Raw genomic sequence first — 20,353 nt, 5'->3', positions numbered from 1 at the left:
GGGATGCCGCAATTTTGTGGCATCCCCTTTGCATTTGGTCTAGTGTACTGACATTTAGAAACATAACCCAATATGGTATACTATCACGCTCATTCCCCACGCAACCAATATCTGGAAGCACAAGATTCCAACCGTCTGTTTCCAACTCTTTAATTCTCTGTGAATTGTGGCAATCGTCGCAGTGCAGGGAACATACAGCAGACAGAATACCATCAATGCGTATGCATTTGCCGCGCCAAAGCCCAGGGAGCCAAGGGTGGCTACCATAGCGTCCATACCGCCCGCCGTGGTGACGTTCTGGATACCGAACAATACACTGCAGCTTGACACTACGACTTCCTTTGCGGCAATCCCGGCAATCAGTGCGACAATGATCTGCCAGTACCCAAGCCCGGCAGGCCGGAACAGCGGAACGATTGCCTTCCCCGCTAGAGAGCCAAAGCTCTGGGAGATTTCAGTCACATATCCGTGAGGACCGAAATTCAGGAGCGCCCACATGATGACGGAGGCAACGAAGATAACGGTTCCGGCTTTGGTCAGATAGTCTTTGATTTTTTCCCACACATAGATAAAAATGGTCCGGGCATTGGGCGACTTATACTCTGGCAGTTCAATTAGGAGCGCATGCTCCGCCTTGCTCCCGTCAATCTTGGACAATATGTATGCGGTCGTGATAGCCACCACGATTCCCAAAAGGTACATAGAGTAACAGACCAGCATGGCATATTTCCCAAAAAACATGGAGGAAAACAAGACGTAGATGGGAAGCCTTGCGCTACAGGACATAAACGGAGTGACCAGTATGGTCTTGAACCGGTCTTTGGGGTGTTCCAATGCCCGGGACGCCATGATTGCCGGGACAGAGCATCCAAACCCAAGAAGCAGCGGGAGGAACGCGCGCCCGGAAAGTCCCAGACGGCTCATGATGTCATCCATCACGAAAGCCACCCTTGCCATATACCCGCTGTCCTCCAGCAAGGCAAGGGCCAGGAAGAGGATGAAGATATTGGGCAGGAAGGTCAGGATTCCGCCGACGCCGGAGATAATCCCGTCAACAATCAGCGACTTTAGCATAGGGCTGACACTGATTGCGGCCAGGCCTTCAGAAGTCAGCCTGGAAATCTGTTCCAGAGCAATCTCGAAATATCCTTTCAGCCAGTCGCCGATCGTAAATGTCAGGAAGAATACCAGCGCCATGATTCCAAGAAAAATGGGCAGCCCGAACCATCGGTGAGTGAGCAGCCGGTCAATCCTGTCCGTGGATTCTTCCTTTGCGGACTTATTTACCAGAATCTCGTCAATGACCTCTTCAATAAAATCGTATTTCTGGTTGATGATATCCTTTTCATAGCTGCGGTCAATCACATCCTGTAAGTCCAGAGGATGATGTTCTGTCACCTGCTGGTCCATCTCCAGCAGTTTGATGGCGTGCCATCTCTGATTGCGGATATCCGGATATTTTTCCCCAAGCTCTCCCATGATTATGTCGATCTTGTCTTCAATCTCGTCTTCGTACACCATGGCGTACTCTTCGTGATGGTTGTGCATATGGGAAGAGGTTTTTCCTGTGTGGTGGTGGATGAACGGTCCTTGCTTGGCATACTGGCTGTGGTGGGCAACGGCATGCATAAGGATAGAAAGCCCTGTCTTCTTACGGGCAGACACCGGAATCGCCGGTACTCCCAGCATCTCCGGAAGGCGGTGGAGGTCAATCTCCATGCCACGTTCTTCCACGATGTCCATCATATTCAACGCCAGTACAACCGGTTTGCCAAGTTCGATAAGCTGCAGCGTAAGATATAGGTTGCGTTCTAAGCAGGATGCGTCGATGACGTCCACAATGACATCCACTTCATCGCTCATAATACATTCCCGGGAGACAGTTTCTTCCATTGTATAGGAAGTCAGGCTGTATATGCCCGGAAGGTCAATTAACTTGAACTCCTGGCCTTCGTAGACAGCCTTCCCCTCCTTCTTCTCCACTGTAACGCCCGGCCAGTTCGCCACCTTTAGGTTTGCGCCGGTAAATGCATTGAAAAGCGTGGTCTTCCCGCAATTCGGATTGCCGATGAATCCGACATTGATGGTCTTGCTCATGATTGCCGCACCTCCGTAACTGTAATGTTATCTGCGATCCGCCTGCCAAGTGCAAAGCGGGTGCCGCGGAATTTTGCCGTGAGGGAGCCTTTCTTATCATTATTCAGTACGGTTATCAGAGAGCCTTCCGTGAGCCCTAGGGCCTCTAAGCGGCGTTCTAACTGAAGTTCCATACTAATCGACTCGACTCGGTAAGTCAGAAGGTTTTTTCCTTGTTTGAGTGTCATATGTATTTCCCCTTGTAAATGTTATTGATTCTTATTCTCTATTACATTTCTATCATAACACCATTTGACGAAGATGGCAATGTGAAGTATACTGTTATTTGTGAGAGAAAAGAATCATGGAATACCGGAGGAAGAAGATGCAGATATACTATTTTATTTTATACTTTTTTATATATGGATTCATCGGATGGTGTACGGAGGTGGCGTATGCCACAGTCAAACAGAAGAAGTTTGTGAATCGCGGCTTTTTGAACGGCCCTATCTGCCCGGTCTACGGGGTGGGAATCGGTATGGTGGTGATGCTGTTAGAGCCGATGAACGGGACGCTTGTGTCCCTTTACGTCGTGTCTACCGTGCTGGTGACGACGATTGAAGGCTTGACAGGCTATCTGATGGATAAGCTGTTCCATCATAAATGGTGGGATTACTCGAACCAGCCCTTGAATATCGGCGGGTATGTCTGCCTTCTGTTTTCCCTGGCATGGGGAGTCGCCTGTGTGCTCATCGTACGGGTCATCCACCCGTTTATCTATAAAGCAGCTGTCATGATACCTGTCACTGTGGGCATCGTGATTGCGGCGGTGCTTGGGACCGCGCTTTTTGCAGATCTTTATGTGACAACGGCTGAGATCCTTAAATTGAATAAAAAACTGGATGCCATGGAGAAGATTTCAGCGGAGCTTAGAGAATTATCAGATATGATCGGGGTCAATATCCATGAGAGCGTGATGGAGACGATGGAGTTCTCGGAGGAAACGAAAAAGCAGTTAGACTCGGCAGTGTCGGAGCTTAGAGAGAAGCTGGATACCGTTGCAGAGGAGCAGAAAGACCATCTGGAGGAACGGATCGACAGGGTGGAAGAAAAGATTGGGGCGAAGCTGTATCCGCAAGAGCAGAAGGCGCCCCTGAGCGAACTGCGGAACAAATATTCGGAGCTGAAAGGGAAATATATGGAACTTGCGGGACGCAGTACACTCGTCACCAGACGTTTGATCGATGCATTCCCGAAGATGGAATCCCGGCTCCATAAAGAGGTCTTTAACGAGATGAGGAATCGTATCTGGCGAAGATGAAAGACTTTGCCGGCATGCCCTTTGGATATTACTTTAGGATAATGAGAATCCTTGTCAGAGAATGATATCTGTGGTAGAATACCACGTATGGAAAAATAAGAGAACAGGAGGGTGTCAAGATGGGAATGACAATGACGCAGAAGATTTTAGCTGCACATGCCGGCCTTGAGTCTGTCGTGGCAGGGCAGTTAATCGAAGCGAAGCTTGACGTAGTTATGGCAAATGATATTACAGGTCCGATGGCGCTGCCAATCTTTAAGGAGATGGCAGACCAAGTGTTTGATAAGGATAAGGTAGTCCTGGTGCCGGATCATTTTACCCCGAATAAAGATATCAAATCAGCGGAGAACTCCAAGTCTATCCGTGAATTTGCAAGGGAGCAGGGGCTTACCTGGTACTTTGAGCAGGGAAAATCCGGCGTGGAGCATGCAATCCTTCCGGAGGCGGGCGTGGTTGTAGGCGGTGAGTGTATCATCGGGGCGGACTCGCATACTTGTACATACGGTGCGCTTGGCGCATTTTCCACAGGCGTCGGCACGACGGATATTGCGACGGGAATGGCGACGGGAGAGCTTTGGTTCAAGGTTCCAAGCGCGATTCGGTTCGTATTGACGGGAAAGCCGGGGGCATATGTCAGCGGCAAGGATATTATCATCCATATCATCGGAAAGATTGGCGTGGATGGGGCATTATATAAATCCATGGAGTTCACGGGGGACGGCATTGCAAACCTGTCTATGGACGATCGTTTTACCATGGCGAATATGGCAATCGAGGCAGGAGCCAAGAATGGAATCTTCCCTGTGGATGAGCAGGCTAAGGCATATATGGAGGAACACTCCAAGAAGGAATATAAGATTTATGAGGCAGATGCAGACGCCGAGTATGACGAAGTGGTAGAGATTGATTTAGCGCAAGTCCGTCCGACAGTGGCGTTCCCGCATCTTCCGGGAAATGCGAAGACCATCGACGAGATTGAGGCCATGGAGCCAATTAAGATTAACCAGGTGGTAATCGGCTCCTGTACCAACGGGCGCATGGAGGATATGCGCAAGGCGGCGGCTGTCTTAAAGGGACAGACCGTGCATCAGGATGTGCGGGTAATGGTCATCCCGGCGACTCAGAAGATTTATAAACAGTGTATTGCAGAAGGGCTTCTGGATATCTTCGTGGACGCGGGCTGCGCCGTGAATACGCCGAGCTGCGGGCCGTGCATGGGCGGACATATGGGAGTCATGGCGGCAGGAGAGAAATGTGTATCCACGACGAACCGGAATTTTGTAGGCCGTATGGGACATGTGGACTCCCTGATTTATCTTGCGTCGCCGGAGGTAGCGGCGGCAAGCGCAATCGCGGGATACATTGCGAATCCGGAGAAAGTAGGTGGCAGATAATGAGAGCGACAGGACATGTATTTAAGTATGGAGATAATGTGGATACGGATGTAATCATCCCGGCAAGGTATCTGAATTCATTTGACGCCCAGGAGTTGGCGAGCCATGCGATGGCGGATATCGACCCAGAGTTCGTTGAGAAGGTAAAACCGGGAGATTTGATTGTGGCGAACAAGAATTTTGGCTGCGGGTCTTCCAGGGAGCATGCCCCACTGTGTTTGAAGACTGCCGGGGTGAGCTGCGTGATTGCGGAGACATTTGCCAGAATCTTCTATCGGAATGCAATCAATATTGGCCTTCCGATTATTGAATGCCCGGAGGCGGCGAAGGGAATTGAAGCCGGAGACGAGGTCGAGGTGGATTTTGACAGCGGCAAGATTTACAACCGCACAAAAGGAACCGAGTTCCAGGGACAGCCGTTCCCGGAATTCATGCAGAAATTGATTGCGGCAGGCGGGCTTGTAAGGTATACCCAAAGGGCACACCGTAATACATGCCCCTAACGTGGCGGGTGGACTCCGTCCAATAAGGTATACCCAAAGGGCACACCGTAATACATGCCCCTAACGTGGCGGGTGGACTCCGTCCAATAAGGTATACCCAAAGGGCACACCAACAGTAATCAGTAGGAGAAAAAGATGAGTCTGTATTATAAAAGTACAAGGAATTCAGAATTAAAGATCAGTGCGTCAGAGGCAATCCTAAAAGGGCTTGCCCCTGACGGCGGGCTGTTTGTACCCGAGAAGCTGCCGGTACTTGACGTGTCCATGGCGGCATTAAAGAATATGACATATCAGGAGACGGCATACGCCGTAATGAAACAGTTCCTTACGGATTTCACGGAAGAGGAATTGAAAGACTGTATTGACAAGGCATATGACGGGAAGTTTGACACGGAGGAGATTGCGCCCCTTGCGAAGGTAGGAGGAGACACCTATTTTCTGGAACTGTTCCATGGAGCTACGATTGCATTCAAGGACATGGCGCTTTCCATCCTGCCTCATCTCATGACAACGGCTGCAAAGAAGAACCACGTGGAAAATGAAATCGTAATCCTGACGGCAACCTCCGGGGATACCGGGAAGGCGGCGCTGGCTGGATTTGCAGATGTGGAAGGCGCCCGGATTATTGTATTCTATCCTAAGAACGGCGTCAGTAAAGTCCAGGAACTCCAGATGACGACCCAGAAAGGGAGCAACGTAGAGGTTTGTGCCATCCACGGGAATTTTGACGACGCCCAGAGCGGAGTGAAGGCGATTTTTGAAGACCAGGAGCTTGCGAAGGAACTAGAAGAGAAGGGATATCAGTTCTCATCTGCGAACTCCATCAACATCGGGCGTCTTGTTCCGCAGGTCGCTTATTATGTCTATGCTTATGCTAAGTTGTTGGCAAATGAAGAGATTGGGGAAGGGGAAGAAATCAACGTAGCGGTTCCCACCGGGAATTTTGGCAATATCCTTGCGGCTTATTATGCTAAGAGGATGGGCGTGCCAATCGGTAAGCTCATCTGCGCCTCCAATGAGAACAAGGTGCTGTTCGATTTCTTTGGTACAGGCACGTATGACCGGAACCGTGGGTTTGTGCTGACGTCTTCTCCGTCTATGGACATTTTGGTTTCAAGTAACCTTGAGCGGCTGATTTACCTGATTACAGGGGAAGATGACCGGAAGACGAAAGAACTGATGGGCGGGCTTACCGGAGACGGAAACTATACCATCACGGAGGAGATGGCAAAGAAACTGAGTGATTTTGAGGCGGGATTTGCCACAGAGGAAGATACGGCGGAATGCATCAGGCACATTTACGAGGAGACAGGGTATGTGCTGGATACCCACACGGCGGTAGCGGCATATGTGTGCAGGCAGTACCGGGATAAGAGCGGCGACGGAAGGAAATGTGTGGTCGCGTCTACGGCGAGCCCGTATAAATTTGCCAAGAGCGTTATGACGGCGATTGACGGTAAATATAAGGCAATGGACGACCTTGCCCTGCTCAGGGAGCTTAAAACGGTATCCGGCGTTGAGATGCCTCAGGCAATTAAGGACATTCTGGATGCAAAGGTACTGCATACCCTGGAATGTGACGCGGATAAGATGAAGGAAACGGTAAAAGCATTCTTAATGTGTGAAAATTAGTTGGAATAATTGTTGAAAAACGTGGGATAATAGAGTATAATAATCCTTAGGAAACCTGGGGTGCTCGATAATCTTGTAATTTTGAACCTACAAAACTTTAAACGGGACTCCTATATCTCCGTAATATGCCAGGCCTCCAAGTTATGCAGTGGAAGGCAGAAAAGCGGATGCGGACACCCACCTAGCATTAGGCTAGGAGTCAAAATACAGGAACCGGCATTTTGGGGGAGCTACAAATGATAAAAGGCAGTCTTTATGGCTGTCTTTTTTTATGCGCAGACCCGTGCAGAGGAAATATGCCGCTGGGACGGCGCACGGGCCGCGCGGCGAGTAGGGAAGATGGCTCTTCCCTACTCGATTGCGCAGACCCGTGCAGAGGAAATATGCCGCTGAGGCGGACTAAGTTATTCCGCGGTCATCCCGCGAAAAAGGAGGTTACGTCAAGATGAGATTTGTAATTCAGAGAGTTTTGGAAAGTGAGGTAAAGGCAGACGGGGAAGTCCTTGGCAGGATTGGAAAGGGATTCATGGTCTTAGTGGGCGTCTGTGATTCGGACACGAAGGAGATTGCGGATAAGATGGTGAAGAAGATGCTGGGACTTCGTATCTTTGAGGATGAGCAGGGGAAGACAAACCTGTCTCTTGATACGGTAGGAGGCGAGCTATTGCTGGTTTCACAGTTTACACTGTATGCGAACTGTAAGAAAGGGAACCGCCCCAGCTTCATAGAGGCGGGTGCGCCGGACATGGCGGAAGAGATGTATGAGTATATTATTGCAAAATGCAAAGAGCAGGTTTCCGTGGTAGAGCGGGGGCGGTTCGGAGCAGATATGAAGGTCAGTTTGATTAACGACGGCCCCTTTACGATTATTCTTGATTCCGAAACATTGTAACCGGTGGATCGTCCGGGACACATAGAGATTTATTTGGAAAATGATCTTTCTATGCCGCTGTATGGGTGATTCCCTGTACGGCGGTTTTATAAATAATTTTATTCATTAATCTAATTAATTTTTTCTAAAATTTCCCATAATAAATGTTAAAAAAGCATAAATGTGTTGACATATCTGGAAAAAATGACTAATCTAAATGTTAGAAAACTAATTATATTGCATTTGCTTGCAGGGTAAAAAGGAGGGTGAACATGAAGAATACAGAGGATGCGTCCGCATTTATCGTGATGCATCAGTTAATGCATTTGAGCAGATACCATGCGGTCTTGCGGATGGAGGATATGGAGCTGAACCCGAGCCAGGCAGGGATTCTGTTTATTCTTAACAGCCATGGGCGGCTTTCCCAGCGGCAGCTTGCACAGAAGATTGGAATCACGCCGCCGTCCATGACCGTGACATTGAGGAAGTTAGAGGAGCTTGGGTTTATTCACAAGGAGCCGGATGAGAAAGACCAGAGAATCATCCGCATCCGCCTGTCAGAGGCGGGGAAAGAATGCATTGAGAAATTAAAATCCATCATGGATGAGATGGAAGAAATCCTGTATCAGGGGTTTTCTGTGGAGGAGAAACTGCTGTTTCGGCGGCTGCTTCTTGCGATGCGTGAAAATCTGCTGAATTCCAAGGATTTTAAGGGGATGGATTTTAAAGCGATTATTGAGAAGACAGCGCCGCCTATGCGGCATGATTTTTGATTCTGGCAATTTTTAGGAAAGGAAAGGTGAGATATGGGAAAGTTATTCAAATTTTTAAGGCCATTTGCCGGTTCAGTCATAGCGATTTTCTGCGTATTGATGGTGCAGGCGTACTGCGATTTATCCTTGCCCACATATACATCGGATATTGTCAATGTAGGGATACAGCAGAAAGGAATTGACGAAAAGGTTCCCTATGTAATCAGTGAGGAAGATTTTAATCATTTATTGTTGTTCGTGCCTTCAAAGAGGCAGGAAACGGTGAGGGAGGCTTATGAGCCAGGCTCTGGCTCTTCCGGATTATATGCTTATGATAGGAATATCTCCGGGGAAAGCGGTCCAGAGGGAAATGTGATGGAGCTTTCTAAGGATATCAGGGAAGATGGAGAGAAAATGGAAGAACTCTCGGAGATTCTTGGCAAGCCTATGCTTCTGTGCGCCGGGTTTGATTCCGGCAGTGAATCCACGGCGGAGATGGAGCGCCAGATGAAGGAGCAGATGGATGGCTCTCAGCGCGATTCCCTTGTTGCAGAGATTGAAGAGCAGTTTTCCGCCATGCCAGAAACCATGGTAGAGCAGTCCGCCGCAATCTATATTCAAAATGCTTACGAGAAAATAGGAGTTGATACCGACCGGATCGAAACGCGCTATATCCTCCGGACAGGAGGGAAGATGCTTGCCTTGGCGGCATTGGGAATGCTTGCCAGTATTATCGTAGGCCTGATGGCGTCCCGCGTAGGCGCGAAGGTCGGGCGGGGACTGAGAAAGGATGTATTCCGCAAGGTAGTGGGATTCTCCAACGGCGAGTTTGATAAATTTTCCACGGCCTCCCTGATTACCCGAAGCACCAACGATATCCAGCAGATTCAGTTATTGACGGTGATGATTCTCAGGATGGTATTGTATGCGCCGATTATGGCGGCGGGAGGAATCTTCAAAGTGTTCCGTACCAATGTGGATATGTCGTGGATTATCGCGCTTGCAGTCGCGCTGATTGTCATGGTCGTTGTCGTCCTGTTCGCCGTGGTAATGCCAAAGTTTAAGATTGTACAGAGTATGGTAGACCGGCTGAATCTGGTCAGCCGCGAGATACTGACGGGGCTTCAGGTCATTCGTGCGTTCAGTACGGAAAAGTACGAGGAGAAGCGTTTTGACGGCGCAAATAAGGATCTGACGAAGACCAACCTGTTCGTGAACCGCGCCATGACCTTTATGATGCCCTTCATGATGCTGATTATGAATGGCATTGCCGTACTGATTGTATGGGTGGGAGGACACAGCATCAACGACGGAAGCATGCAGGTGGGGGATATGATGGCATTTATCCAGTACACCATGCAGATTATCATGTCCTTCCTCATGATTTGTATGATATCCGTCATGCTGCCAAGGGCGGCTGTTTCGGCAGACCGTGTGGATGAAATCCTGACCAGCAGCACATTGATCCATGACCCTGATAATCCGGTTCATTTTGGGGAAAATGGTAACGGAGAGGTAAGGTTTGACCATGTTTCCTTCCGTTATCCCGGGGCCAAGGAGGATGTGCTGCATGACATCTCATTTACGGCGGAACCGGGAAAGACCACGGCTCTGATTGGAAGTACGGGAAGCGGCAAATCCACTTTGGTCAATCTGCTCCCGCGCTTCTACGATGTCACAGAAGGGAAGATTACCATTGACGGCGTGGATATCCGGGATATTTCCCAGAGAGAGCTAAGGGAGAGGCTTGGTTATGTGCCCCAGAAGGGCGTCCTGTTCTCCGGTGATATCGCATCCAATATCCTGTACGGGAATCCAGAGGGGAGTGAGGAGGAGATGCGTAAGGCGGCAGAAATTGCCCAGGCGTCAGAGTTCATCGAGGAGAAACAGAAAAAATACCAAAGCCCTATTGCGCAGGGAGGCTCCAACGTATCAGGCGGGCAGAAGCAGAGGTTATCCATTGCGAGAGCCATTGCGAAACATCCGGATGTGTATATTTTCGACGACAGTTTCTCGGCGCTTGACTATAAGACGGATGTAAAGCTTAGGAACGCGCTGAAGGAAAAGACGGCAAAGAGTACGGTACTGATTGTCGCACAGCGAATCAGCACGATTCTTCATGCGGAGCAGATTCTTGTGCTGGACGACGGAAAGATTGTGGGCAAGGGGACGCACAGGGAGCTTTTGAAGAATTGCGAGGAATATTATCAGATTGCATCGTCACAGCTATCCGAGAAGGAGCTGGAAAACGACATGAAGGAGGTGGGCTGATATGGCGAGACGAGGTATGGGACATAGAGGACCGGGTATGGGACATGGCGGACATGGTATGCCGGGAGAGAAGGCAAAGGATTTCAAAGGTACGATGAAGAAACTCATGTCGTATCTTGGAATGTATAAGATTCCATTTTTATTTGTAGCCATATTTGCCATAGGAAGTACCATATTTAATATATTGGGACCGAAGATTTTGGGGAAGGCTACGACGGAGATTTTTAACGGATTAGTAGGAAAGATTTCAGGCGGAGCGGGAATTGATTTTGACAAGATTGGCAGAATCCTGATTCTGCTCATGGGGCTGTATGTGTGCAGCGCGTTATTTTCATTTATCCAAGGTTATATTATGACCGGTGTTTCCCAGAAATTGACCTATCGGATGCGCAAGGAGATTTCGGAGAAGATTAACCGTCTTCCTATGAACTATTTCGACAGGCAGCCCCATGGGGAGGTCCTGTCGCGGATTACCAATGATGTGGATACGCTGAGCCAGAGTTTGAACCAGAGTGCGACGCAGCTCATTACTTCCGTGACGACGATTATCGGCGTGCTTGTGATGATGCTGAGCATCAGCCCGCTTATGACGCTGATTGCGCTGTTGATACTTCCGGTTTCCGTGGGGTTGATTTCCGTAATCGTGAAGCGTTCCCAGAAATATTTCAAGAACCAGCAGGAGTATCTTGGTCATGTGAACGGACAAGTGGAGGAAGTCTACGGCGGACACAACATCGTGAAGGCGTTTAATAAAGAAACAGACGTGATTGCGGAGTTTGACAGGGATAACGATATCCTGTATGAGTCGGCGTGGAAGTCGCAGTTCTTGTCCGGAATGATGATGCCGATTATGCAGTTTGTAGGAAATCTGGGTTATGTGGCTGTGGTAATCCTTGGAGGATGGCTTGCCATAAAGGATGTGATTGAGGTGGGGGATATCCAGTCCTTTATCCAGTATGTGCGGAATTTCACCCAGCCAATCCAGCAGGTCGCCCAGGTGGCGAACATGCTCCAGTCTACGGCGGCAGCTTCTGAGCGGGTGTTTGAATTCTTAGAGGAAGAGGAGGAAGACCAGACTGTGCCGGATGCGGTTTCCATCAAGGGACTGGAAGGCCGCGTTGAGTTTGAACATGTACGGTTTGGATACAATCCGGAGCATACCATTATCCATGACTTCAGCGCTAAGGTGGAGCCAGGGCAGAAGATTGCCATCGTCGGGCCTACCGGGGCGGGAAAGACGACCATGGTGAAGCTGGTCATGCGTTTCTATGACGTAAACAGCGGCTCTATTAAGGTTGACGGGCATGATATCCGGGATTTCAACCGGAGCGAGCTTAGGGAAATGTTCGGGATGGTATTACAGGATACGTGGCTGTTTAAGGGGAGTATTGAGGACAATATCCGTTATGGGAAGCTTGACGCAACCCACGAAGAAGTGGTGGAGGCGGCAAAGGCGGCTTATGTAGACCGGTTTGTGCAGACACTTCCAGGCGGTTACGAGATGGAGCTGAATGAGGAGGCGAACAATGTTTCTCAGGGGCAGAAGCAGTTGTTGACCATTGCGCGGGCGATTCTTGCAGACCCGAAGATTTTGATTCTGGATGAAGCCACCAGTTCCGTAGATACCCGTACCGAGGTAAGGATACAGAAGGCGATGGATAACCTGATGCGGGGGAGGACCAGTTTTATTATCGCCCACAGGCTGTCTACGATTCGGGATGCAGACTTGATTCTGGTGATGAAGGACGGGGATATCATCGAGCAGGGGAACCATGAAGAACTGCTGAATAAGGGAGGGTTCTATGCTGAGCTTTACAATTCGCAGTTTGAGAGGAGTGCGTAAGGTATATAGTCTGTAAAGGATATCCTACTTGATTATTTCAAAACTTATTAGTCTATGGTTTGTCATGGGCTTGTTGCGTAAGTAATGCTGAAAAGTACCCTTTACAAATCATGGACTGATAAGTAAATTTTCAAAGGCAGAAAAGAAATGACAATGCTTATAACAGTATGATATAATGTGTATAGAGGTGAAGTGGAAAATGTAGGAGGAATTATTAAATGAGATATGATTAGTGAAAAAGATGGATATTTAATTCGGCTTGCTAAAGATGAAGATGTAGAAAATTATTAACACTAAAATTAATGCCCTTACCATACGACAGAGAGAGGAAAGGGAATTGGAACTTGGGCAATAATAGAAGTAACTCGTGATTTTGCTTTTCAAGGTGGCTTGGGCATATGGATGAATAATTATCTGCTGTGGCTATCTCTATTGCTCTTACATTAAATAAAATATACGCACAGGACAGTATAAGATGTGTATTTATTGATGATCCGATTCAGACTATGGACGAACTGAATGTTGCATCTTTTTGTGAAGTTTTAAGGACAGATTTTAAAGAATACCAGTTTATTTTGTCTACGCATGAAGAAGATTTTTCAGATTATATTCGATATAAGTTTGAAAAATATGGTCTGCAAAACCGAACAATAGATGTTCAGGATCTGTAAAGGGAGTTTGACGAGGAAAGAAGGTGTAGGATATGAAGAGAGAAGAATATATATCTGATGAGACAGTTATCAAGCGTGCGAATGCGGCAGTAAGAATTGAGTTAGAGAAGAACAGAGCATTAGGAATTCCAACGGTTATATATGACAGGGAAAGCCAAATCATATATCGGGAAAATGAGGATGGAACCCGAACGGAAGTAGGAAAAAGGATGAGAAAGGAGCGTTACGGTGAACGAGTTTCAAAAGAAGCCTGAAATCGTTGTTTTCGCAGGTCCGAACGGTTCTGGTAAGAGTACGTATACACAATTGCTAAAACCTCCAATAGACTATATAAATGCAGATGAAATTAAGAAATACTTAAAGTGTTCCGATTTAGAAGCTGCACAATTGGCCGAAAAACAGCGGGAAGAGCATATGGAGCAGATGAGGGAATTTTGCTTTGAAACGGTGCTGTCAACAGAGCGGAATTTAAAATTGTTAGAAAGGGCAAAGGAAAAAGGGTATTTTATACGCTGCTATTATATTCTTACAGCAGATCCAATGATCAATGTATGGCGTGTGAAGGCAAGAGTAGAATCTGGCGGGCATGATGTACCGAAAGAGAAAATAATAACAAGATATGACAGGGCGCTGGCTTTGGTTAAAAATTTGATTAAGGTCTGTGATATTTGCCATATATATGATAATTCAGCCGACAGACCATTTCGGATATTTAAGAAGAGAAAAGAATTGATGTATTTTGATGAATGTGATGACTGGTATTTTGGGGATATCTGTGCTTTGACAGGTGTTTCTGATATGCAAAAGAAAAATCTGAATTGAGTAGAACTATAAATTTGGGTATTGCAAAAGAGATTTCAGAAGCATCCGCACAATTTTTTTGTTCTTCCGTTTTTACGTCTTGATGAATCCATATGAAATGAATAAAATTGTATAAGATGTGCTGTTTCAAGGCAATTTGCCTGCCTTTGTTACTGTTTGAATATTTTGCATAAAATGCTGAAAGCCCGTCAAGGCAAAAATTTTGTCCTTTACAAGCTTTCGGCATTTTTATTCAATTTTTAAATCCATAATTTGCTCAATCGGTTCAAGTTGATTCGCTTTGTACGCCGTATGGGCTTTTGCCCGTTTTACTTTTAGAACTTCCGGTGTTGTTTCAGCCTCCGTAAGAGTCATCCTGCGCTCTTGCAATGCAAAACGGCTGCTTTGCGCAGATTCATCAAATGTAACGTCTTTCGTTTCATCATCTGAAATCGCTTCATTTTTCTCCGTTTCAATAGTGTTTTCTGCGGGAACTTCGGTTTTTGCTTCGGTGTCTTTCGCTTCTTTGAGAGCTTTCTCGGCCTCAAGTTTTTCTGCCTCTGTGGGAAGTTGGGAATACTTACCGCTTTTGATAAAAGCGCTTATAGTTTCTTCCAAAGCCATATTTTTCTGGAGTTCCTGCCAGATGATGCCAAGCTTTGCGCTCTCAGGGATAGCGGGATTACTCTTAACACTATTCACTACGCTTAGGGAAGCAGCCGTACGATTCATCCGAATGCGTTGGACGTCTTCCTTTGTCTCACATCTCTTTAGTTCTTCCTCATAACTTTTCTGTTCTTCTTCAATCGCTTTCGCTTTCTGATAGGTCTGAGGATCATTCTTTTGGAGATACTGCATCTCCTCTTGCGTCAGCTTCTTGCCGGTTGCCAGCTTCGCCCTGATCTCTGAAGAAATCTTGGATGAGCCGTCTGCCTGTGCCCTTCGGATCTCTTCTGCCTGCCGTGCAATTGGATCAGTCAGCTTTGTGCTTCCATCAGCAGTGAAGTCATTATTCTCTTTCTTTTGCTGCCACTTCATCTGCATTGCCATATTTTTTGTATATGTGCCTAATGACTGCATCATAAAAAAATTCAAAATATTCACCTCCTAGAACCATAAGTCCTGTCATCTTCCACGCTCAAAAATATTCGATGGTATACTATATATATTTATCGGCAAGATCCAATCGAAAATTAAGATTATTATTAGGTTTATAGTGATGTGCGTTTCTGGTGCAGACAGTAGATTTTTAAATATTTTTCTGATATACTTTATTTATTGAAAGTGGCCGGAGGGGCGTTTTTAAGGAAATTGAGGTGAAAATCCCATGGTTTATCGAAAATTTATATTAAAGAACCTGAAAACCAATATACGCAATCACGCTCCCTTGCTGGCTGGAATTATATTCAGCCTTGCATTCATTTTCTCTCTTATGTTTCTTGGAACTGTAATCGAGGAGTCATCCACACTTTGGATTGCTTACAATTATGGAAGCCTGGCTGCCAGTATCCATACATTTACTGCCGTAGGAATGATTTCCGGACTGTTTCTGGCGTTGAACCTGACCCTTCCTTATATGAAAGATCGTCTCAGGGAGTACGGATTATTGTTGATTCTGGGAATTCGGAAGAAGAAAATGTTCCTGCTTCTTGTTGCCGAGTATCTGTCCATTTGGGGCATCACCTTCATTGCCGGGGTCTTATCCGGTATGGCGCTGACTGCCGTTGCATACATAATCCTGAAAAGTGCCGGATTTCCTGTAGGAGAGGTCAGTTGGGGGATAGATATGTGCCTGGTATGTGCAAAGACGGCGGCTTTAAGTCTTGGTTATATTGCCTGTGCCGTGTTCTATCTGTTAATCAGGACGGCGAACCGGGACTTGTCCGAACTTGCCAATGAGACGGCAAAGCCGGAAAAATTAAAAAGCAGAAAGAGCAGCATACGGACCGGGATATTGGGGATATGCCTGATTATTCTAAGCCTGACAGTAAGGTTTACGATAGCATACTGGCCTGTGTTTTTAAAACAGATTGTGAGTAAGGAAATTCTAGAATTCTTCTCCTACATAGCCGGAATCTATCTTTTGTTATCCTCCGGAATGTCGATTGTGCTGGCATATATGGAGCGAAACCCGGAGCGCTTTGTCAAACATCTGGTTTCCGCCCGCAGTATGAGCTTTCGTGTATCGGCTTACCGGAATATTATTTTCGCAGTCTTGCTCATTCATTATACGGCGCTCTATTATGTGGGCGGCAACATACAGATATTCGCGGACAACAATCCGCAAGTATATGGATGGAGATATCCCCATGACCTGATTGGAAGCATGGATTGGACGGAAGCAAGGGAGTGGGAAGGAGTCTGCCGTAGGGAAGACGCCCTGCAAGGGATGCAAATGATTCCTTATACGGAACTGCAAAGTGAGACAGGCATGTATTTTATTGGCATGGCGGCTTCAGAATATGAGAGGATGACCGACGAAAGCGTTGCCCTTGAGACCGGGGAAATCCTGCTGTGCATCCAGCACGATGAGACGGATGCGTCTAATGCATTGGCGGATTGGTCGGGCGAGGATTCCATTCCAATCCGTCTGGAAGGAGCAGCAAAAGAATTATTATGAAAAAATAGCTGGGGAGATGGGAAAGTCCCGTATTCTGTTGCTGCAAGATATGGAGGAAGGCAAGCAGGACGTAATACTGGATAAGCAGGAGCAATTTCGGAAAGGGCATCCTGAGGCTTTGCTCCTCACAAGGAAGGAGGCGTTGAACACAGAAAAGCTTGTGGATGAGATTTCATCCGCAATCTATGGATTCTGTGGGATTCTCCTTGTAATCGTGGGACTTTCCATGCTCAGTATTCGGTTTTTCTCGGAGATTCCGGATTTGGAAAAGAAATATCGGTTCTTGTCAGATATTGGAATGACGGAAATCGGAATGCGTAGGGAGATAGGAAAAGAAGTCCGGCAGCTCGTCTGGATTCCTGCTGTGTTTGGAATATTCATGGCGGTAATCTGCCATTTGGAAATCCTTGCAGTCTTTCTTCTTCAGAATTCTAAGTATCATTTCTTTGCAGAGGGCGGCGGCTTTCGGTTCGCTTGGGAGCAGTGCAGGGAATGGATTTGTGTTGTGGCAGTATTTTGCTTGATACAGGCTGTGTATGGGGCATATCTGGCAAGGGCGGTCAGAAAGAGGGTATGGGAAAAGGAATATGGAGAAATATTTTAAAATCGGTGAGATATCAAAATTGTACCATATCGGTCCAGATTCTCTGCGGTACTATGAGAAGATTGGCATCCTAAAGCCAAAACGGGGAGAGAACCAATACCGCCTATACCGCACAGAAGATATCTGGCGGCTCAATGTCATACGGGAGCTGAGGGAATTAGGATTTTCGATGGAACAAATCGGGGTATACCTCAAGGATCATACCGTGAGTACTACCAAGGCGTTACTGGAAGAAGAACTGCATATGATTCAAAAGAAACAAGAGGAATTAAGGCGGCTTCAAAGGAATGTCAAAGAGCGTGTCCGTATGCTTGAAGAGTGCGGCCATCAGGAGATGGGAAAGGTGAGGCTTTGCCATTTGCCAGATAGGAACTGCCATTATATTGAGGAGGGCTATCGGCAGGATGAGGAAATGGACGTACTCATTAAGCAGCTTTTGAATAAAAGTCCTGAGACCCTGTACATTATAGGAAGTAACCGTATCGGTTCGGTGATTCCCAAAGAAAGCGCCGGAAATAACCGATGCAGGGAATATTCCGGGGTGTTCATCATTGATGCAAAGGGGGACGCCGTGATACGGGGAGGGGACTATCTGACCCTTAGCTATTGTGGGGATTGTGGGCAGAACTATTATTTCCTGCCCAAACTCCTGGATTATGCCAGAGAGAATGGGTATCGGATGGCAAGCGACGTGTATGAGATTCTGTGGGTGGACATCCATGTGTCGGAGAGGGTAGAGGAGCACATTACAGAGCTGCAGTTCAGGGTGGAGCGTGAAAACATGAATGTGAAAAAGAGAGGGATAAGTATAACATGTTGGAGAAGATGAATGGGAAGAAGAAGGAAAACCTGACTCAGGGAGCGTATATTGTGATTGGATGCCTGACTTATGCGGTGGGCCTTAATATGCTGATTACGCCGTTAGATTTGTATAACGGAGGATTTATGGGAATTGCACAGTTGATTCGTACATTCCTGGTCAGTGTGCTTCATTTCCAGATGCCGCCGGGGATGGATATTGCCGGTGGGATTTATTATATTTTGAATATACCATTGTTTATTATGGGGTATCGGGTGATGGGAAAGGGATTTTTTCTCAAGTCCCTGTTCGGTACGACTGTTATCAGTATCTTTCTGGTGATGGTTCCCGTGCCGGCTGCACCGATTATTGAGGATTATCTGACGGCATGTATCATCGGCGGGATGATTGCAGGAGCCGGAAGCGGTATGATTCTTCGAGGACGCGGGACTGCGGGAGGCCCGGATATTATTGGCGTGTGCTGTGCGAAGAAATATCGGAACATTAGCGTAGGACAGGTCAATATCCTGTTGAACCTGGTGGTATACGGAATCTGTCTTTTTATGTTCGATATTGAGATTGTCGTGTATTCTCTGATTTATGCGACTGTATTTGCATTGACGGTTGATAAGGTACATATTCAGAATATTAATACGAGTGTGATGATATTTACCAAGAAACTGGGCATATCCAAGGCAATCATGGAGCAGACAGGGCGTGGCGTGACTACCTGGGACGGGGAGGGCGCTTATACGCAGATGCGGTCTTATATTCTGTTTGTCATGGTATCCAAATACGAGGTGAATCAGATTAAGCATATCGTACACAGCATTGACCCGAATGCATTTATGATTCTGACGGAAGGTTCTGCGGTGGTCGGGAATTTTGAAAAGAGATTATAAAAGAAAAGAATGGGATGCTCTTAGGGATTGTTGGAGAGCATCCCTGTCGTTTTCTAAGGATGCCTTTCGGTATTGCCGGTTTAGCAATATTTTGAATAGTCTTCCTCAAAATGCTGGAATTGTGTTTTCAGCGATTGGAGGGATGCGTCCGGAAGGCTGTCAATCAGGGCCGTCATGTCAGCTTTTGTCTTTGCCGGGTTACATGGGACTTCCAGCGCGAAGTCACTGTAGGCGCGGATCTTATTGAAATACACGGCGGTATCCGGCTCCTCCTGCCCGCTGCGGCACATATTGTACATGGTGACGCAGTCGGTCGCGTCTACTTCCGTACATTCCCGGCAAATCCATTTGCCGAGATAGTAATAGGTGTTTCCGATTTGGTATAAGAATCCGGGGGATTTTAATAATTGTCCTGTTATCATTCGAGCACCTCCACTATTTTGAGTGATTTTCTGTTATTTCCATTATACAAATCTTCGGCGGCAGAATCAAGGGCTTGGCGTATTTAGAGATTGTTTTAGAACTTGCTTCCATATGAGGTGGAGAAGTCCTGCACCAACGAGGATTGCAATCAGGTAGCATAGAATCCCGGCTGTATTACCCCATATCCTTGCAATTTTCCGAAATACAATCTGTCCCATCTGGTAGTAAGGGCTGATATAGAACATGTTGATTCTCCCTAAGGGGTGGAAAATCAGATTGAATAAAGTAGCAAGAAGGCAGCAGGACAGGAAGATTCCTGCGCTTTGGGCAAATCCTTTGAAGGAGGCGTCAGCCTTCCCGGTTCGTCCGGCGTAGATTCCGATGAGAATCAGCAGGATGTGCCATGCAAAAGAATGGACAGTCAGAGGAAAGTAGGGGTAGTACATGCCTGTGGTATCAAAAAATGTGAAGATACCGCCAAGCAGCCCGAAATCCATTAAAAATGTCAGCATCAGACGGCAGGCGTGTTCGGATGGGATAACAGGGAACGCAAGGCAGATATACATTGGGATACTGCACAGCTGGAACGGAAAATGCCACCAACTATATGTTCCGTGATTCACGATGTAAGTAAGGCAGAATTGTTTCCATAGCTCGCTTAATAACATCAGAATACCACAGTAAAATAGGAATTTTTTATATTCTATGCTATGCTTTTTCATGTCAATCTCCTAAGAAGTCATATTCGTATTTTTGCCCTGTGACAGGCGGTGCATACATCACGGATGGACTTCGTCCATTAAGGTATACCCCGAGAGCACACCGTAATGCAAGCCCTGCGGGCGGGTGGACTTTGTCCAATAAGGTATG

General features: G+C 47.0%; 20 protein-coding genes and 1 other RNA gene. 16 read left to right on the top strand and 5 right to left on the bottom strand.

Translation table 11 applies throughout. The annotated features are described in order from the left end of the window. Positions 1 to 54 precede the first annotated feature (54 nt). Together feoB and AC6I3O_RS18780 are read right to left on the bottom strand one after the other, a co-directional pair. Complete coding sequence (feoB, locus tag AC6I3O_RS18785; RefSeq protein WP_497852161.1) at positions 55 to 2,097, bottom strand: ferrous iron transport protein B; 2,043 nt, start codon at positions 2,095 to 2,097, stop codon at positions 55 to 57. Then, positions 2,094 to 2,324: a FeoA family protein gene (locus tag AC6I3O_RS18780; RefSeq protein WP_497852160.1), complete on the bottom strand. Its 231-nt coding sequence runs from the start codon at positions 2,322 to 2,324 to the stop codon at positions 2,094 to 2,096. The genes feoB and AC6I3O_RS18780 overlap by 4 nt, the downstream gene beginning before the upstream one ends. Positions 2,325 to 2,461: 137 nt before the next feature. Here AC6I3O_RS18780 and AC6I3O_RS18775 point away from each other — a divergent pair, with 137 nt between their 5' ends. The 12 genes from AC6I3O_RS18775 to AC6I3O_RS18720 all read left to right on the top strand — a co-directional run bounded on the left by AC6I3O_RS18775 (position 2,462) and on the right by AC6I3O_RS18720 (position 14,156). Beyond that, positions 2,462 to 3,397 carry a putative ABC transporter permease gene (locus AC6I3O_RS18775; protein WP_497852159.1) on the top strand — a complete coding sequence of 312 codons (936 nt, stop codon included), beginning with the start codon at positions 2,462 to 2,464 and terminating at the stop codon, positions 3,395 to 3,397. Between the two features lie 119 nt (positions 3,398 to 3,516). Then, positions 3,517 to 4,791 carry a 3-isopropylmalate dehydratase large subunit gene (gene leuC, locus AC6I3O_RS18770; protein ID WP_497852158.1) on the top strand — a complete coding sequence of 425 codons (1,275 nt, stop codon included), beginning with the start codon at positions 3,517 to 3,519 and terminating at the stop codon, positions 4,789 to 4,791. Next, the gene (gene leuD / locus AC6I3O_RS18765) at positions 4,791 to 5,294 is read left to right on the top strand and encodes a 3-isopropylmalate dehydratase small subunit (protein WP_497852157.1); all 504 of its coding nucleotides are present in this window, start codon (positions 4,791 to 4,793) and stop codon (positions 5,292 to 5,294) included. Before leuC ends, leuD begins: the two co-directional genes overlap by 1 nt. 135 nt (positions 5,295 to 5,429) lie before the next feature. Continuing rightward, positions 5,430 to 6,926, top strand: a complete 1,497-nt coding sequence (thrC, locus tag AC6I3O_RS18760) for a threonine synthase (RefSeq protein WP_497852156.1) — start codon at positions 5,430 to 5,432, stop codon at positions 6,924 to 6,926. Between the two features lie 49 nt (positions 6,927 to 6,975). Further along, positions 6,976 to 7,158: non-coding RNA, 6S RNA (gene ssrS / locus AC6I3O_RS18755), on the top strand. Between the two features lie 23 nt (positions 7,159 to 7,181). Beyond that, on the top strand, positions 7,182 to 7,319 hold the full coding sequence (locus tag AC6I3O_RS18750) for a hypothetical protein (RefSeq protein ID WP_497852155.1): 138 nt from the start codon (positions 7,182 to 7,184) through the stop codon (positions 7,317 to 7,319). Positions 7,320 to 7,371: 52 nt separating this feature from the next. Then, a complete protein-coding gene (dtd, locus tag AC6I3O_RS18745) occupies positions 7,372 to 7,818 on the top strand; it encodes a D-aminoacyl-tRNA deacylase (protein WP_497852154.1) in 447 nt (148 codons plus the stop codon). Between the two features lie 251 nt (positions 7,819 to 8,069). Further along, positions 8,070 to 8,570 (top strand): MarR family winged helix-turn-helix transcriptional regulator, encoded by a 501-nt coding sequence (locus AC6I3O_RS18740; protein ID WP_497852153.1) that lies wholly within the window; start codon positions 8,070 to 8,072, stop codon positions 8,568 to 8,570. Positions 8,571 to 8,603: 33 nt separating this feature from the next. After that, positions 8,604 to 10,820: an ABC transporter ATP-binding protein gene (locus AC6I3O_RS18735; protein ID WP_497852152.1), complete on the top strand. Its 2,217-nt coding sequence runs from the start codon at positions 8,604 to 8,606 to the stop codon at positions 10,818 to 10,820. Position 10,821: 1 nt separating this feature from the next. Further along, positions 10,822 to 12,663 (top strand): ABC transporter ATP-binding protein, encoded by a 1,842-nt coding sequence (locus AC6I3O_RS18730; RefSeq protein ID WP_497852151.1) that lies wholly within the window; start codon positions 10,822 to 10,824, stop codon positions 12,661 to 12,663. Between the two features lie 703 nt (positions 12,664 to 13,366). Continuing rightward, complete coding sequence (locus tag AC6I3O_RS18725) at positions 13,367 to 13,588, top strand: hypothetical protein (RefSeq protein WP_497852150.1); 222 nt, start codon at positions 13,367 to 13,369, stop codon at positions 13,586 to 13,588. After that, positions 13,563 to 14,156 carry an ATPase gene (locus AC6I3O_RS18720; RefSeq protein WP_497852149.1) on the top strand — a complete coding sequence of 198 codons (594 nt, stop codon included), beginning with the start codon at positions 13,563 to 13,565 and terminating at the stop codon, positions 14,154 to 14,156. Before AC6I3O_RS18725 ends, AC6I3O_RS18720 begins: the two co-directional genes overlap by 26 nt. A gap of 228 nt (positions 14,157 to 14,384) precedes the next feature. Here the strand turns inward: AC6I3O_RS18720 and AC6I3O_RS18715 are convergent, their stop codons facing one another. Further along, entirely contained in the window at positions 14,385 to 15,239 is an 855-nt protein-coding gene (locus tag AC6I3O_RS18715) for a hypothetical protein (RefSeq protein WP_497852148.1), read from the bottom strand. A gap of 223 nt (positions 15,240 to 15,462) precedes the next feature. On the opposite strand from AC6I3O_RS18715, the gene AC6I3O_RS18710 reads away from it, so the two are divergent. The 4 genes from AC6I3O_RS18710 to AC6I3O_RS18695 are packed head-to-tail and all read left to right on the top strand — an operon-like array spanning position 15,463 to position 19,060. Beyond that, positions 15,463 to 16,755: an ABC transporter permease gene (locus AC6I3O_RS18710; protein WP_497852147.1), complete on the top strand. Its 1,293-nt coding sequence runs from the start codon at positions 15,463 to 15,465 to the stop codon at positions 16,753 to 16,755. Beyond that, entirely contained in the window at positions 16,682 to 17,359 is a 678-nt protein-coding gene (locus AC6I3O_RS18705) for a hypothetical protein (protein WP_497852146.1), read from the top strand. Before AC6I3O_RS18710 ends, AC6I3O_RS18705 begins: the two co-directional genes overlap by 74 nt. Then, positions 17,343 to 18,188 carry a MerR family transcriptional regulator gene (locus AC6I3O_RS18700; protein WP_497852145.1) on the top strand — a complete coding sequence of 282 codons (846 nt, stop codon included), beginning with the start codon at positions 17,343 to 17,345 and terminating at the stop codon, positions 18,186 to 18,188. Before AC6I3O_RS18705 ends, AC6I3O_RS18700 begins: the two co-directional genes overlap by 17 nt. Continuing rightward, the gene (locus AC6I3O_RS18695) at positions 18,173 to 19,060 is read left to right on the top strand and encodes a YitT family protein (protein WP_497852144.1); all 888 of its coding nucleotides are present in this window, start codon (positions 18,173 to 18,175) and stop codon (positions 19,058 to 19,060) included. The genes AC6I3O_RS18700 and AC6I3O_RS18695 overlap by 16 nt, the downstream gene beginning before the upstream one ends. A gap of 80 nt (positions 19,061 to 19,140) precedes the next feature. Here the strand turns inward: AC6I3O_RS18695 and AC6I3O_RS18690 are convergent, their stop codons facing one another. Both AC6I3O_RS18690 and AC6I3O_RS18685 read right to left on the bottom strand, forming a co-directional pair. After that, positions 19,141 to 19,482, bottom strand: a complete 342-nt coding sequence (locus AC6I3O_RS18690) for a hypothetical protein (protein ID WP_497852143.1) — start codon at positions 19,480 to 19,482, stop codon at positions 19,141 to 19,143. Between the two features lie 66 nt (positions 19,483 to 19,548). Further along, the gene (locus AC6I3O_RS18685; RefSeq protein WP_497852142.1) at positions 19,549 to 20,205 is read right to left on the bottom strand and encodes a TMEM164 family acyltransferase; all 657 of its coding nucleotides are present in this window, start codon (positions 20,203 to 20,205) and stop codon (positions 19,549 to 19,551) included. Between the last annotated feature and the right edge of the window lie 148 nt (positions 20,206 to 20,353).

It is taken from the genome of Sporofaciens sp. St.21A7 (assembly GCF_059728535.1).
This window is presented reverse-complemented; position numbering and strand designations above follow the sequence as displayed.